This is a genomic window from Pseudonocardia sp. P1 (genome assembly GCF_000178675.2).
Classification (GTDB): domain Bacteria; phylum Actinomycetota; class Actinomycetes; order Mycobacteriales; family Pseudonocardiaceae; genus Pseudonocardia.
Genome location: NZ_ADUJ02000002.1, coordinates 33,765 through 47,321, shown reverse-complemented (window position 1 = coordinate 47,321; position 13,557 = coordinate 33,765). Strand labels below are relative to the sequence as shown.

Below are 13,557 nucleotides of genomic sequence, written 5' to 3'. Positions count from 1 at the left end.
ATCGAGGGCCGGCCCAACACCCGGATGGCGAGGCCGGTCTTGCCGGCGTGCAGCTCAGCGATGAGCTCGTCCACCCGTCGCCTCCACGGCCGGGTCTCATCACATGTCCAGGTGCATGGCCTTGGTCAGCGCCCGGCACACACGGATTCGCGATCAGCATCGGCAGACGGCACGATCCAGAGGTCGCCAGAGCTGGGTCGGCCCCGGCAGGGACGCACCGAAGCCCACCATCGTGCAGGTCCGGCTAAGGTACCGATCATTATGGGTGGACATGACGCGAACCTGCGATGGGTTGCACCACCTACCTGGCCAGAGCCTCCTCAAGGGTGGGCACCACCACCGGGTTGGCAGCCTGATCCACGATGGGGCCCCGCTCCCGAGGGCTGGCGGTTCTGGAGGGCGCCCGGAGAATCGATCGCACCTGACGAGCATCCTCCGACGCCGGACGAGTCCCAGGCCGCCTCCGCGGATCTGGACCCACCCGTCGAGGGCGACACGAGTGAGGACAACCATCCAGTCCTGGGACACAAGGCCGACAAGATCGCCACAGAGGCTCTGTTCCACATTCGTGACGCAGCAGCAGACGGCGAGACCGTGCGAGCGCTGTTCCGGTCCAACGGGATGCGTTCGATCACGAACTTCCTTGCGATCACGAACGCCCGCATCGTCGTCGGCGACACCACAGATCAATATCGGAAGTACCTGAAACGCCACGTCCTGGTCGACGAGATCGCGGAGTACAGCCTTCGGCGGTTTGCCGGTGGAACACCCCGCGTTCGGGTGCAGACCACCGCCGGTGAAGACGTGTTCATGACTCAGCTCCTGCACGCAGCAGACGCCGACGCCCTCGACGCCGCACTGGCCGGGCTCATGCGGAGGCCAGGTCCCCCCGAGGTCGTCGCGGCAGCGCGGCGCCAAGGTCTCACCCCGTACGGTTCCGGAACGGCGGCGACCCCGGCCAAGGTCCCATTGGTCCACGACGACGCTCGCCGTCTACTCGCGTCCGCAGCTGCCGCGGCAGAAGCGGGAGAGCTGCTCCGAGAGGAAGGTTTCCTCCGCGACGTGCTGGGGCTCGCCAAGCGCGCGTCATTGCTCTCACGGCCTGAAGTGCGGCAGTGGCTGCAGCAGCAGATCGACCGCGACCACGGGAAGGGGCTGATCAGGCGCGGAGCCCGTCTGCTCGGCGTCATCGAGGCGACGCGCGGCGGCGAGGCAGTGACGGCACTCAGCGATCGGCTCCTGCACGGCCAGCGGGTCTACCCGATGGACGCCTTCGTCTCCGCGGCGGTCCACCTCGACGGCAACGTCGTCGTCTCACACCGGCCGACGATGACTCGAATGATGATCGGGTCTGTCCTGCCGGGCACAGCGCTGATCCCCGGGCTGGCGTTTCAGAAGAAGCAGCAACACGACAACCGGACGGCGTCGATGACCATCAGCCATCCCGAATGGTCGATCACCGTCGCGGTGGCCCCGGATCGAGTCGGCACTCCACGGTCGATCGCGGGCAGGATCAACGCCACCGCTGATCAGCTGCAGCAGCAGCGGGCTGTCGCGCGACCCGAGCTCGCGGCTCGCGACGAGGGTGACAGGCTGGGGAAGCTGGAGCGGATCGGGACCCTGCTTGCACAAGGTGTCATCACCTCGGACCAGGCGGCTGAGCTGCGAGACGAGGTCATGGGCACACAGTGATCGGGTACTGACATTCAGACGAGGTCGGACCGAGCAGAGCAGACCTCAAGGTGGCTTGACGGCGTCTGCAGGCGTGCGTGCGGTGTTGCAGTTGGGTCGCGCAGCAGGGTCCGGTTCCGGATACTGCAGCGGGCGAGCGCCGCGGCCCGAGCACCTCGTCTCCGGCAGCTGCTCGCGTCCGAGTCTGTCGGCGCCGTGGCGAAGAAGGGCCCCCTCCGCCCTGCTCGGCGCCGCCAGAACCCTCTGTCGGCTCCTCGCCCGCTGCGGCCTACACCACGGCACCGGCGCCCCGACGCGTCCCGGCCAGGGACCCGCGGTGCCCGCGCAGGTCGGCATCACCGGCCGGCTGCCCCACCGCCGATGAGCCTCGGCTCGTCAACCGCGAATCAACGTGCACCAGTACGGGGTAGTGAGCTCGAGCTTCAGCGTCGACAGCACGAGCTGGTCCTCATCGATCGTGTAGCGCGCCGTAACGGGCTCTGATTGACCGATGTCCAGCGTCATGGTGTCTCCGACCGTCTCGTAGGTGCCCTGCGCGGCCACATCTTCCGTCTCCGGGTTGGCGTACTGCACCGTCATCGACACGTTGCTGTCATCGAGCTCGAGAGAGGTCGGAAACCGCAGGATCGAGTCCTGCGGTGACGGCGAGCAAGTCCCCGCCCACTGACCGGCGAGATCGGTGGTGGCACCCCCGCAGCTGGTCAGGCAGGCTAGGCCTGCCACAACGAGCACAGCCGCCACGACCCGCCGTGTCCCGGCGACCTGTCGACGGGACCGAGTCGAGCGCGTAGGCGTCATCGAGATCTTCTCCGCTCGGGGAACCGGGCGCACGCTCCGGGTAACGGGATGTGTCGTGTCGCTGCCGAGGCTCACGCTGTGGACGGAAAAGCGGCGAGCTCGGAGTACCACCGGTAGTCCGGCACCTTCCCTGGTTCGGCGGGAGCCGGAGCGATACCGAAGTACTCGTTCACCAGCAGTGGCGCGGCGGCCGCCGCCGGAGTCCGGTCGGCACCGGTCTGACCATCGAGCACGACCGGACCCCCGTCGGGGGTGTGGCCATAAACCGCTCCGTGCCAGGTCGCGGTGACCGTCGGCGGCACCCGATCGCCGCCGGAACGAGCCACGATCCGCCACAGCTCGGCACCGGACTCGTCGAGCCCCACCACTGCATACGGCTTACCGAATTGATCGAGCTGACACACCGTGATCGAACGCTGGTCGTAGTAGCACCGCCAGCTCTTCTGATCCTCCCCGAGCGGCGTCGTGGTGACCCGGGCTCCCGTGGCGGCCTCCAGGACAGCTGTTCCCGTGTTGTCACTGACCAGAACCAGACGCTCCCCGATCGGGAACGCCTTTCCCGAAGGGCCACCCGCCCAGCGCTGAGCACCATCGGTCAGCGACAAGCCGCGCATCTCAGGGGAGGCAAAATCGTGGCGGTAGACGATCACCGTGCCGTCGACGACCTGCCGGCCGGTGAGGTCGGGAGCCGTCCACATCGTCTCCCCGGTGCCGAGATCGACAGCAGCGGTGAATCCACCTTCGCTGGTCGTCGCCGTGACCACCGCCGTCGAACCTTCGACGCCCACCACACCCACGTAGTGGACCAGCGGATCGAACCCGGGGGAGGAGCCGGCGGGCAGCGGCACCGTCGCCGAAAGCGTCTTGGCTCCCGTGGCCGAGTCAGCGCCGACCAGCTCGATCGCCGGTCCGCCGGGAGTCGTGCCCCGGCCTGCGATCTCGACCGGGAACGCCGCCACGGCTAGCCGCCCGACCGGCGTGGCGGCCACGACCGGATTGCCGATCTGCTCAGAGGTGATGCCCGATCCTCGGTCGAGGTCGACAGTCGGGTCGAGAGCGTTGTCTGGGAAAACCCCTGGCCCGACCACATTGGCGGGGAAGTCCACCCGTACCAGCCCGCCCGAGCCGACCGTCCACCCCGCGAGCCCGTCCAGTACCCGCACGCTGGGAACCTGTGCATCGTCCCGGCGGGTCATGAACGCCACCGGTGCTCCGAAGTCCGTCGGCGGGTCGAAGGCCTGTGGTGCGGCCTTGGAGGGCCGATCGGACCCGCCTTCTGCTGCAGAAGGCTCGGCATCGCCGGAGCACCCGGCCAGCACGACGATCACCGCCGCTGTCAAAGCCACAACAGCGGTTCGTAACTGTCCGTGTACTTTCTGTGCCCCCGCCATCGCGTCGTATCTTCCCTGTGCCAGACGAGAATGCCAAGTGTCGTGTGTGGACTCCTCCGAAACGGGCCAGAACTCCGCTGCCTCCGCGGTGACCCGCTCGCCGACTCCGAGGGAGGGCGACACGGGCCCTGCTCGTCTCATCACTCGTCACCGTCACCACATGATCGCCCGACCGTGCCGGTCGACATCGGCTACCGTCGATCACACGGTGCGGGCGCCGACCGAGGCAGCGCATCCCCACCACCTGGCTGTGAGAAGGAGGTCGCCCATGAGCCTCGTGGACTACCTGCTCATCATCGATGACGGCACACAGCCCCACGACCAGAGCCCGGTCGTCGACGACGCCACCACAGTCCCGCCACGACACCTCGGCGATTCACACGAGTTCGCCGAGACCGTTCCGCCCGAGACCGAACCCGCCGCCGAGGACAGCACCGCCGTCCCGGCCCGGGAGCTTCTTCGCCGTGTCGCGGCCGGGGAGTACGACAGCTGATATGGAGGCCTTTCCTGTCAAGTGGGCAGGGAGAGTTGGCCTCGATGGCTCGGCATCGTTGCTGGTCAGGGTGGCTATGGGTCCGGCGGGTCCGGGCTGGTGGAGGCATGTCGTCGCGACGCGCGGTCAGGCTGATATGCGCGGGTTGGTTACCGCATGACCGGATATCCGTCGGGAGCTGTCCGCGAGTCTAGGGTCGAGCGTCGCCCCGGGTCCGCGATCGTGGTCGCGGGACCTGAGCTGCTCATAGCTGTGTCGCGGGTCGCTCCTCGCGCTGCCTGCTCCTGCCCGGACCCCGCCGGGGTCTGTGGTGCCGCGCCGGGGTTAGCCCGGCGGAGTCGTTGTGGATTCTGGGGTGCGTTCGTCGAGCACGGCGAGACTCCAGCACCAGCCGGCCAGCTCGCGGGCGACCGCGACCGCCGAGATCGTGGGCCGCTTCTTGCGCCGGTCGAGCCTGGTCCATCGCTGGTGCAGTCTGCGGTTTCCGGCCTCGGCCCGGTCTCGGACCATGGCGGGTTGGCCGTCGGCCCGCCGTGCACGCTCCCGACTGGTCCGTAGTGGACGGCGGTGGTGCCAGGCCGCCTCGACCAGCAGCCGACGCGCGTGGGTGTTCCCGGTCTTGGTGATCTGGCCCTGCACCCGTCGGGCCCCGGAGGAGGCCTCGGAGGGGACCAGACCGAGGTAGGAGCCGATCGTGGCGCCGGTGAACCGGTGCCAGTCGGCGACTTCCACACACAGCCCGACTGCGGTCAGGGTGGAGACCCCACGCAGACAGCGCAGCCGCCCCACCGGCCCGGCCAAGGCAGCGGTCTCGGCCATCTCCACGATCGCGGCGTCGAGACGATCCCGCCGTGCCCCGACGGTGAACACCGCGTCCAAGGCCTCGTCGAAAGCAAGCTGCACGCCGCGGCGGTCGAAGCGCAGCCCACGGAGCCACTGCTCGTGCGCCCCGGTCCAGGCCGTGGCGTCCCAGACCAGTCCCTGGCGCAGCAGCAACTTCGAGAGCCGGTGCCGGGCCCGCATCAGATCGGTGCGGACATCCTCGCGGGCCCGAACCAGATCCCGAGCAGCCTCCTCGGCTTCGGTCGGGACCCGCACCGCGGGCAGCTCCCCGATCCGCAACAGCCGCGCCAGCCGCTCCGCGTCACGGCGGTCGGTCTTGACCTTGTCACCGGCCGGGCGTTCCAGCTTCGACGGCGCCACCACCTCACAGGCGATCCCGGCCGCGGCCAGAGCCCTGGCCAGGCCGAACCCGGTCGGACCGGCCTCATAGCAGGCCATCACCGGCCCCGGATGGTTCCGGACCCACTCCACGATCTGCTCGGTCCGCGGCCCGACCCGCCGAGTCGAGATCTCCCCGCTGGCCTCGTCGATGGCTGAGCCGACCACCGAACGAGCGTGAACGTCGAGCCCGACCCACGTACCCTCTCCAGACACCGGCGCCTCCCGTAATTGCGGCACCGCCACCCGCTGACGGTGACCCGCGCCAACTTACGAGCGAGGCGCCGGCCTTTCATACGGTCTAGGCCGACCCCTCGGCTCGGGCCAGCCCGCTGACGAAGAAGGCCTCCGGATCGAGCGCGCTGATCGGGATCCGGTCCGAGTCGACCCGCACCGGTGCTCGGGGCGCACCGCGCAGCCGCAACGCGACCTCGGGGTCCTCGTCGACCCGGCGAGCCGTCTCGAACAACACCGACCACACGTGACGGCAGTGCCCCGAGCGGTGCGTACAACCGCACGTCGCCACCAGCTCGTCGTGGCCCGGCGCAACCGGTGTCCCGGCCGCGGCCAGCCGCTCGACCAGAACCTCCGACAGTGCCGCGCCCGCGTCGACACCGACGGTGTCCGGCCACGCGGGGAACACCAGCTCCACAGATCGCGGACTGCCGTCGTCGACCGTGCCGGTGATCCGGCCCGGCTCCAGCACCAGCGCACCGACCCGGTCCCGACGGGCCAGCGACCTCGCCTTGGGCAGCGCCGGGTTCGGCCGCGACACCGACACCGGCTCGGCCAGGCGCAACCACGCCCGCCCCCACGCCGTCGTCCCGAACTCGTTCATCGTGCGCCCTCCAGCGTCGCGCGCAGGGCATCGTCACCGAGACCGGCCAACGACCCCACGGTCGAGGCCTCGGCCTGGCCCAGCGCCGCATCAGCGAGACCGGCCTTCCCACGGTGTAGCTCGGCGATGAGTTCCTCGACCGTGCCGCGGGTGGTGAAGGTGTGCACGGTGACCGGACGCGTCTGGCCGATCCGGTGAGCGCGATCCGAGGCCTGTGCCTCCACGGCAGGGTTCCACCACCTGTCCAGGTGCAGCACGTGCGTCGCTCGGGTCAGCGTCAGTCCCGTTCCCGCCGCGCGCAGACTCAGGATCAGCACCGGCGGACCGGCACCGCCGGAGAACTCGGCGACGAGGCGTTCGCGTGCCGGGCGGCTGAGACCGCCGTGCAGGAACGGCACCGCCATCCCGAGGCGATCGGACAGGCGGCTCACCAGCAGATCACCCGCGGTGCGGTACTGGGTGAACACCAGCGCGGCCTCGTCGTTGTCGACGATCTCGGTGACCAGCTCGGTGAGCCGGTCGAACGAGGCCGATCTCCCGCTGTACTCGAGGTCCTCGGCGCCGGCGAGCGCCGGATGAACACAGATCTGCTTGAGCCGTGTCAGCAGCGCCAGGACATGACCGCGCCGAGCCGAACCCGAGCCCAGCCCGCGCCCGAACGCCTCGTCCAGGACGGCGGTGTAGAGCTCGTGCTGCTCCGGCGTCGGTGTCAGCTCGTGGCCGAGGTCGATGCGTGGCGGGAGCTCGGCGGCGACCTCGCTCTTGCGCCGCCGCAACAGATACGGCCGCACCAGGGTGTGCAGCCGTGTCGCCGCAGCCCCGGCGTGGCTCGCGGTGGCGAAGCGCCGGCGAAACACCGTCCGCGACCCCAGCACCTGCGGTGTCGTGAACGCCAACAGCGACCACAGGTCGTCGAGGCGGTTCTCCACCGGCGTGCCGGTCAACGCGACCCGGCCCCGCGCCGCCAGGCCGTGGGCCCGCCGTGCCGTAGCCGTGGCGGGATTGCGGATGTTCTGCGCCTCGTCGAGGACCACGACACCCCACTCCTGGGCGCCGAGCACGTCGTCGCGGGCGAGCATCCCGTAGGTCGCGATCACCACACCGTGTGCCGGGGCCACGGCGCCGCGAGCGTGCTCGACGACGACGATCCCCGGCGCGAACCGGGCCAACTCGTGGCGCCAGGTGGCGACCACCGAGGTCGGGCACACCACCAGATGCGGACCCGCACTCTGCGCCAGCACCGTGATCGCCTGCGCGGTCTTGCCCAACCCCATCTCGTCGGCCAGTACCGCGCCGCCGCACTCCTCGATCCGCTCGAGCAACCAGCGCGCACCGACCCGCTGGTACGGGCGAAGCTGCGCCCACGCCTCGCCGGCCTCGCCACCCCCGGGCAGAGCGCGACGCACCGCCCGGACAGCGGCCTCGGCCGACCAGATCGTCGCCCCGTCGCCTCCTACCCCGGCGTGACCGGCCACCGGCAGCACGGACGCGTCGACGTCTGCGTCCTGTAGGAGCGGCCCGGCCAGGTGCCGCCAGGCCAGCACCGAGTGATCCCACCCCTCGCCCGGTCGGGAGTCACGCAACCCCGTCAGGGTCTGTCGTGGCTCGGTCAACGCGACCTCGATCGGGCCGTCGGTGATCCGGCCCCCGTCCGGACGAGCGATCCGGACCCGCTCGGCCGCCACCGGCAGGCCGAGCGCCTCCGGCGCCACGGCCGGATCCGCTGTGCCCCACCACGCGAACATCTCCCGCTCGACCAGAAAACACAGCTGCAGCCCCCGCACACGACCCTGCTTAGCAGGCGAACGCCTTGTCACGCACATCCCTTGTCGGCCCGGGAGGCGGGCCATTGTGGTCTCGGCCGTGTGGTCGCGCCGCTCGATCGAGTGCGCTGGGGCCGCCCGGGCCACGCGCCCGGGTACTTTCGCCGGCGACCGGGCCGGTCCACGATGGACCGTCCGCCGGAACTGGGGAGAGGCGGGCATGGCCGATACCGCAGCACGCGGCTGGCGGGTGGTTCGGGCGGTCGTCGTCGCGGTGGCCGTCATCGCGCTCGGGCAGCTGCTTTGGCGGGCCCTGCGCCCCGTGTACGGGTTGGAGGGTGGGGGCGTCGCCGAGTCGGCGGCCTTCGACCTGACCGCCTTCCTGGCCGCGTTGCTCGCGCTGGTGTTGTGGCTCCGGTTCGCCGAACGACGGCCGCTGACCGACCTCCGGCCGCACCCGGTGCGCCGCCCGCTCCCATCGGTGCTCGTCGGCGCGGTGCTGGCGGTCGCCTTGCTGCTGCTCACCAACGTGATCATGGGCGTGGCCGGGTCGGTGGTGGGTGACGGCGTTAGAGGCGACGACGCCGGGGACCCTGCCGGGCCCGGCTTCGGGCTCGCCGTGGGCCTGCTGGCGGTCACCGCGGTGCAGGCCTCGACCGAGGAGCTGGTGTATCGCGGCTACCTGATGGGCTCGCTGCGCCACCTCGGGACCTACCCCGCCGTCCTGCTCAGCTCCCTGGTGTTCGGTCTGAGCCATGGGCTGAACCCGGGCGCGAGCGCCGGGTACGTGGCCGCGACCTTCGCGCTGGGGGTGCTGCTCGGGTTCATCGCGCTGGGGCCGGGCGGGCTGTGGATGTCGTGTGCCTTCCACACCGCATGGAACGCCGCGCAGTCCATCCCATCGGCCGGCGAGCCGGGCAGCGAGCAGGACGGTTCCGGCGTCGGCGCCGGAGACCTGATCTGGGTGTTCGTCGCTGCCGTGCTCTGCTATGCGGTGGTCACGGCGCTCCTGCTGCGGCGGAGCGCTCGTCGGGCCGCGCCCGCGGCGGCCTGAGCCCGTGTGGATCTTCTATCTGCTCGCGGCGCTGTTCGCCCTGCTCTTCGTGCTCGGCGTGGTCCGGGAGCGGCGCCGCTTCCGCAACGCAGTGCTGCTCGGGATCGCTCTGAGCTGCCTGACCCTCGCGGTCTTCGGTGAGATCTACCGGTTGCCACCGGAGCTGTTCGACATCGCCACGTTCCTCACGTTCGCGCTGGGATTCCTCGCGATCGTCGTCCTGGCCGGTTTCCTGCTCACGAACGGCATCACGATGTTGCGCCGCGAGGGCCGCCGACCGGCGAACCTGATGTCGCTGCTCGCCGGGCTCGCCTGCATCGTCGTGCTGGCCCTGCCCGTCGCGACCCTGTACGACGACGGCCACGTGCTCGGGGCGATCACGATCGCCCTGTTGCTACTGACCGTCTACGTGGCCTTCCTGTTCTGCACCTTCCTGACCTACGCCGTGGTCTACGGCCGGCTCGCAGCGCGTCCGGGCGTGGACTTCGTCGTCGTGCTGGGGGCCGGGTTGATCCGGGGGAAGGTGACCCCGTTGCTCCGGAGCCGCCTGGACCGGGCCATCGCGCTCCGTGAGCGTGAGACGGGTACGGGCAACGACCCCGTGCTGGTCACCTCCGGCGGTCGCGGACCCGACGAACCCGTCGCCGAGGCAGAGGCGATGGCGGGGTACCTGCTGGAGCAGGGGGTGCCGGAGGACGCCGTGCTGCGCGAGGACCGTTCCCGCACGACCCTGGAGAACCTGACCTTCACCGATCGCTTGATGGCCGACCGGGTGCCCGGCTACCGCTGTGTCGTGGTGACCAACAACTTCCACGTCTTCCGTACCGCGCTACTGGCCCGGCAATCCGGCGTCGACGGGCACGTGCTCGGATCCCCGACCGCACGCTACTACTTGCCCAGCGCGACGATCCGGGAGTTCGTCGCGATCCTGGCGTCGCATCCGCTCCTCAACGGTGCGATCGCCGCGATTCTCGTAGCGGTCGGGGCCATGGTCGGTGCCGAGCGATGACACCGTCGCAGGCTCACGGCGGTGGCGCCCCCACAGGGATCTTCTAGGACCGAACTCAACCGGACGTCGTGCCCGGCCGGACCGGTAGGTGGCCCCTCGACTACCCGAGGGTGATCAGCGAACGGGCGGGCCCGGCATGGCGTCCGACGAGGGCCGAAACGGCTCCCTGCAACCTTGCAAGCCTCCCACACGCTGACATACCCCTCCCGGGCTTTGCGGCTGATACCGGGCCGCGTACCGAGCCACGCTCGACCTGACTGACACGGCCGACGACCGGGACACCGGAGGTCGCCCGCGCGAAACGCCCTGCTCGCTCCGCTGAACGTCCCGTCGGATGCCACCTGTCACCGCTCCGCTGAACAGCCCGCCGACGGAGTATCTGGAGGCGTGTGCCACGGCGACCCCTCGCCACCCAACCTGCTTCGCAGGAGTCGACGGCTGCGGCTCATCGATCCCCATGGACGAAGGGGGTGAAGCCGCGTACGACATCGCCGTGCTAACCCCCGAACCCAGCCCCGACGACCTCGAACGCGTTGCCGCACAGACCGCCGCCGCCGATGCGGCCACTGTCCAGGGTGCAGCAGCTGGGGCACAGGCCAAATGACTCTCACACGCGGTCCGCATCCGGGTGATGAGGGGCGGCGCGTCTTCTCAGACGTTCGACGGTCGAGCCGGATCAGTGTCGGTCCGGTTCAGCAGTGCGTCGACAACGCGGGGGACGTCGTCCCGTGCGCGGATTCGTAGGTCCGCGAGGTCGGCCCCGAAGAAGGCATGCATGTAGAGCGGATGCAACGCCATCTCGACGAGCCTGGTCGCCAGTACCGTGGCGCCACCACCGGGCCGGTCGTCGGGCAGACTGCGGGTGATCAGGTGCACGCACTGGCCGAAGCCGACGGCGAACCCCTCGCGGGCGACGTCGGGGAACGAGTTCGCCTCGGCGGCGGTCACCCGCATCAGGCCGATGCCATCTGGAGTCAGAGTCTGATCCGCGAGAGCCAGCCCGGCGGCGATCAGGCGTTCCCGCACGGTGCCCGTCATGACCGCCTCCGTCCGTACGGCGAAGATGCGACCGGAGCGTTCGACGACGGCGGTGAACAACGCGGCCTTGGTCGGGTAGCGAGCGTAGACGGTGTTCTTCCCGGCGTGCGCGGCCTCGGTGATCTGATCGACGGTTGTGCGGGCGTAGCCCTGGCGCAGGAACAGTTCCTCTGCCGCGTCCAGGACGCGCTCGGCGACCTGCGCCGCGTCGGCGGCGCGGGGGCGCCCACGACGTGGTGTCGGCGGTGTGGAGCCCATGGAGCCCTCCTTGACCCCGGAGTATCGCGTCGTGGGCGGCCCCGGGCATCGTGCTGTCAGTCGACCTGGTGGATGTCGGGTCGGGGTCGGACGACAACGTTGGCGAAGCCGCCCGGGCGGTCGCCGACGAACGTGAACGCCTCGTTGACCTGGGCCAAGGGGAACACCTTGTGCTCGAGGATCGACAGGTCGATGATCCCGGCGCCGATCATGGCGATCATCTCGTCGGCCTCGCCCGCGTCGAACCAGCCTGAGCCCAGCGTGGCGGTGTCGCGGGACATGGCCTCGGCGTAGGTTTCGGTCAGGTCTGCGTCCACGCCGCCGGCGGCAAGAATCGTTCTTCCGCCTGCCTTGACCGCGCGCCGCAGGGCGTCGGTGGTGTTGCCGTCGCCGCCGACCCCGAGGCAGTCGTACATCACGTCGACTCCGAGCCCATCGGTCTGGTCGAGCGTCCACTTGGGAAGATCGACACCGTCCTCGGAGGACACCGTCGCGATCCGGCCTGGCGCGAGGGCGTTGATGCGCTGAAGCAGCGCCTGGTTGCGACCGACGCCGAGGATGCGGGTCGCGCCCATGCCCAGCGCGATCGCGACCGCCGCGACTCCCAGCGTCCCGGTGACGCCGTTGACCAGCAGGGTCTTCGACGGCCCGAGCCGGCCCTTCTTCAGGGCCCCGAAGGACGTGCCCACGTATCCGAACCGGGCTGCGGTGTCCAGGTCGATCGAGTCCGGTAGGACCGCGATGTTGCGGTCCTCGGCGACGACATACTCCGAGAGCCCACCGAACTCGTAGCGGCCCAGCAACTTGGCTCCGCCCGGGGAGGACGCGAAGTAGCCGCGTAGGCAGCCGTTCGGACACAGATCCGTACGTCCGCGCCGACACTGGTGACAGGTCCCGCAGACCAGATGCGGGTCGACATAGACCCGCTGGCCCGCTGCGAGGTTCAGCACGTGTTCGCCGACAGCCTCGATCGTGCCGGACACGTCGAGCCCGAAAATGGCCGGCAGTTCGGGCAGCGTGAACGGAGTCCGGCCGTTCACCACGTTGTCTGAGTTCGGGACCAAGCCGCACGCCGCGACCCGGACCAGAACCTCTCGGGGGCCGGGAGCGGGCTTCGTCGCAGTGCCGACCTGCAGAGGCCGGCCTACCTCGACCAACCGGGCCACGTTGATTCCAGTCATGTTCAGGGTCACCTCGGGAGCCGGTAGGTCTACTCGACGACGGTCGTCGTCAGCCGCACGGGTTCGCGCTAGAACTGAACGATACTAAGACGTATCTTTTTATGCAGGGGTGACCTCAGCCATGTTGCCCCGACGGCTCACGTCCGCCGTCGAGGTCCGGTCAAGGAAGATTTTGGAGGCAGCGGACACGGAGACTCGGCACGAACAGCGGGCATCATGCTGGGCCGCACGACAGGCATCAGCCCGACCAGGGCCGGCGCAGGCGATCCTCGTGCGAGGGAGTGAGCAGGAAGTGCGCTGCCGGGGCCCCCACCTGATGCGTGACTTTCCTGTCCCCGGGTGATGGTTGCCGTTTCGGGCTAGGAAACCGTGCGCTCATGTGTGCCTTGAGATGACCGATCTCGGCGGGGCTGGTGTGTTCGGCGACGTGGGCGGCGGGCACGCGCTGGGCGTGGTCGTGTCCGAAGGAGTTGAGTTGCCGGGCGAGGACGATGGTTCCGGCGGCCGAGACCCGGCGGTTGAGGGTGATCGGCTCGAGGCACAGGCGTGGTGCTGGTCGGCGGGTCGGGCGCCGCTCAGTCGGCGGGCCCGGTCGTAGCTGAGCGGATTCGGTTCGGTCGTGTCCGCAGCAGCTCACGGGCCTCGGGGCCGACGATCCGCAGGGTTTGCTCGCCGATGCGGATGGTGCCCTCGCGTCCGCCGAGGAGCTTCGCGGCGAGGTCCAGCGCCCGCCCGGGCAGATCGTGCCGACGCGCGGGAGACGGTGGGGTCGACCTCGGCGGTGCCGTCGGGTTCGACCGGTGGCGGGTCGGCCTCCCGTC

The 13,557-nt window shown here is 70.0% G+C and carries 11 protein-coding genes; 4 read left to right on the top strand and 7 right to left on the bottom strand.

The features are described from left to right. Nucleotides 1-621: 621 nt before the first annotated feature. Nucleotides 622-1,692, top strand: a complete 1,071-nt coding sequence (locus PP1_RS29730) for a hypothetical protein (protein WP_010243714.1) — start codon at nucleotides 622-624, stop codon at nucleotides 1,690-1,692. 375 nt (nucleotides 1,693-2,067) lie between these two features. On the opposite strand, the gene PP1_RS29725 is transcribed toward PP1_RS29730, so the two are convergent. Next, nucleotides 2,068-2,433, bottom strand: coding sequence for a hypothetical protein (locus PP1_RS29725; protein ID WP_010243716.1), 366 nt, complete (start codon nucleotides 2,431-2,433; stop codon nucleotides 2,068-2,070). Nucleotides 2,434-2,561: 128 nt separating this feature from the next. Next, a complete protein-coding gene (locus tag PP1_RS29720; protein ID WP_139324217.1) occupies nucleotides 2,562-3,818 on the bottom strand; it encodes a hypothetical protein in 1,257 nt (418 codons plus the stop codon). A gap of 331 nt (nucleotides 3,819-4,149) precedes the next feature. Here PP1_RS29720 and PP1_RS29715 point away from each other — a divergent pair, with 331 nt between their 5' ends. Continuing rightward, nucleotides 4,150-4,374, top strand: a complete 225-nt coding sequence (locus tag PP1_RS29715; protein ID WP_075315334.1) for a hypothetical protein — start codon at nucleotides 4,150-4,152, stop codon at nucleotides 4,372-4,374. A 324-nt stretch (nucleotides 4,375-4,698) separates the two neighbouring features. On the opposite strand, the gene PP1_RS29710 is transcribed toward PP1_RS29715, so the two are convergent. From PP1_RS29710 to PP1_RS29700, 3 genes are all read right to left on the bottom strand, one after another. Continuing rightward, a complete protein-coding gene (locus PP1_RS29710; RefSeq protein WP_083697246.1) occupies nucleotides 4,699-5,811 on the bottom strand; it encodes an IS110 family transposase in 1,113 nt (370 codons plus the stop codon). A gap of 85 nt (nucleotides 5,812-5,896) precedes the next feature. Beyond that, on the bottom strand, nucleotides 5,897-6,433 hold the full coding sequence (locus PP1_RS29705; RefSeq protein ID WP_075315336.1) for a hypothetical protein: 537 nt from the start codon (nucleotides 6,431-6,433) through the stop codon (nucleotides 5,897-5,899). Beyond that, entirely contained in the window at nucleotides 6,430-8,217 is a 1,788-nt protein-coding gene (locus tag PP1_RS29700; RefSeq protein WP_010226743.1) for a DEAD/DEAH box helicase, read from the bottom strand. The genes PP1_RS29705 and PP1_RS29700 overlap by 4 nt, the downstream gene beginning before the upstream one ends. A gap of 199 nt (nucleotides 8,218-8,416) precedes the next feature. Between PP1_RS29700 and PP1_RS29695 the strand changes: the two genes are divergently transcribed. Beyond that, nucleotides 8,417-9,250, top strand: a complete 834-nt coding sequence (locus tag PP1_RS29695) for a CPBP family intramembrane glutamic endopeptidase (RefSeq protein WP_050802260.1) — start codon at nucleotides 8,417-8,419, stop codon at nucleotides 9,248-9,250. A 4-nt stretch (nucleotides 9,251-9,254) separates the two neighbouring features. Next, nucleotides 9,255-10,259: a YdcF family protein gene (locus PP1_RS29690; RefSeq protein ID WP_010226735.1), complete on the top strand. Its 1,005-nt coding sequence runs from the start codon at nucleotides 9,255-9,257 to the stop codon at nucleotides 10,257-10,259. Between the two features lie 651 nt (nucleotides 10,260-10,910). On the opposite strand, the gene PP1_RS29685 is transcribed toward PP1_RS29690, so the two are convergent. Beyond that, nucleotides 10,911-11,555: a TetR/AcrR family transcriptional regulator gene (locus PP1_RS29685; protein ID WP_010226734.1), complete on the bottom strand. Its 645-nt coding sequence runs from the start codon at nucleotides 11,553-11,555 to the stop codon at nucleotides 10,911-10,913. 56 nt (nucleotides 11,556-11,611) lie between these two features. Next, nucleotides 11,612-12,748 carry an alcohol dehydrogenase catalytic domain-containing protein gene (locus PP1_RS29680; RefSeq protein WP_083697415.1) on the bottom strand — a complete coding sequence of 379 codons (1,137 nt, stop codon included), beginning with the start codon at nucleotides 12,746-12,748 and terminating at the stop codon, nucleotides 11,612-11,614. Nucleotides 12,749-13,557: the final 809 nt, after the last annotated feature.

Excerpts from the sequence above, each read along its gene's own strand:
- PP1_RS29730 (WP_010243714.1), top strand. The coding sequence starts at position 622 with ATGCGTTCGATCACGAACTTCCTTGCGATCACGAACGCCCGCATCGTC.
- PP1_RS29715 (WP_075315334.1), top strand. The coding sequence starts at position 4,150 with ATGAGCCTCGTGGACTACCTGCTCATCATCGATGACGGCACACAGCCC.
- PP1_RS29705 (WP_075315336.1), bottom strand. The coding sequence starts at position 6,433 with ATGAACGAGTTCGGGACGACGGCGTGGGGGCGGGCGTGGTTGCGCCTG.
- PP1_RS29695 (WP_050802260.1), top strand. The coding sequence starts at position 8,417 with ATGGCCGATACCGCAGCACGCGGCTGGCGGGTGGTTCGGGCGGTCGTC.
- PP1_RS29685 (WP_010226734.1), bottom strand. The coding sequence starts at position 11,555 with ATGGGCTCCACACCGCCGACACCACGTCGTGGGCGCCCCCGCGCCGCC.